The organism is Streptomyces alkaliterrae (assembly GCF_007097205.2).
Lineage (GTDB): Bacteria > Actinomycetota > Actinomycetes > Streptomycetales > Streptomycetaceae > Streptomyces > Streptomyces alkaliterrae.
The window spans coordinates 1-1,059 of the sequence record NZ_VJYK02000614.1 but is presented as its reverse complement, the minus strand read 5'-3'; the positions used below and the strand labels follow the sequence as shown (position 1 = coordinate 1,059).

At 73.2% G+C, this 1,059-nt stretch carries 1 protein-coding gene; it reads right to left on the bottom strand.

Translation table 11 applies throughout. The features are described from left to right. Positions 1-784: ABC transporter ATP-binding protein (locus FNX44_RS27115; protein WP_228450315.1), on the bottom strand; the 784-nt coding region annotated here is incomplete at its 3' end. Between the last annotated feature and the right edge of the window lie 275 nt (positions 785-1,059).

Here is a 1,059-nt window from a genome sequence, read left to right as displayed (position 1 = left end):
TGGGTGGGTCGCCGAGCAGGGTGACGCGTTCGCGGGCCCGTTCGGCCGCCGGTTCCGGCAGGGGGACGGCGGAGAGCAGCGCGCGGGTGTAGGGGTGCGCCGGGTCGCCGTACACCTGCGCTTTGTCGCCGGTCTCCACGATGCGTCCGAGGTACATGACCGCGACACGGTCGCAGACACGTTTCACCACGGACAGGTCGTGGGCGATGAAGAGGTAGGCGAGGCCCAGTTCGCGTTGCAGCCGTTCGAGGAGGTTGACGATCTGGGCCTGGACGGACACGTCGAGAGCGGAGACGGGTTCGTCGGCGACGACCACCCGCGGCCCGGTGGCGAGGGCGCGGGCGATGCCGATGCGTTGGGCCTGTCCGCCGGAGAACTGGTGGGGGCGGCGGTCGAGGTGTTCGGGGCGCAGTCCGACGAGTTCCATCAGTTCGGCGGCCCGCCTGCGGGCGTCGGCGGCGGTGGTGCCGCGTACCAGGAGCGGTTCTGCGATGCTGCGGGCGACGCTCTGGCGCGGGTTGAGCGAGGAGTGCGGGTCCTGGAAGACCATCTGGAGGTCGCCGCGGAAGGGGCGCAGCCCGCGCCGGTCGAGGTGGGCGAGGTCGTGTCCGTCGAAGGTGATCGTTCCGGCGGTGGGTTCGAGCAGCCGGACGACCAGGCGTCCGGTGGTGGACTTGCCGCAGCCGGACTCTCCGACGAGGCCGAGGGTGCGACCCGCGGGCAGGTCGAAGCTGACGCCGTCGACGGCCCGTACCGGGGCGCCGCGCCGGGCCGGGTAGTGCATGGTCAGATCGCGGACGCTGAGCAGCGGCTGGTCGGCCGTGGTGTCGGCGCTGCTGCCGGTGGTGCTCTCGGTGGTGCTTCCGGTGGTGCTCTCGGTGGTGCTTCCGGTGGTGCTGCTTCCGGTGGTCATCGGGCGGCTCCCGCGGATGCGTCGGCGGGTGCCAGGGGGAGGTGGCAGGCGACCAGCCGCTCGCCGTCGCGGACGGGTTCGGGCCGGCGGCTGCGGCAGTCGTCGACGGCGCGCGGACAGCGGGGGGCGAAGGCGCAGCCGGGGTG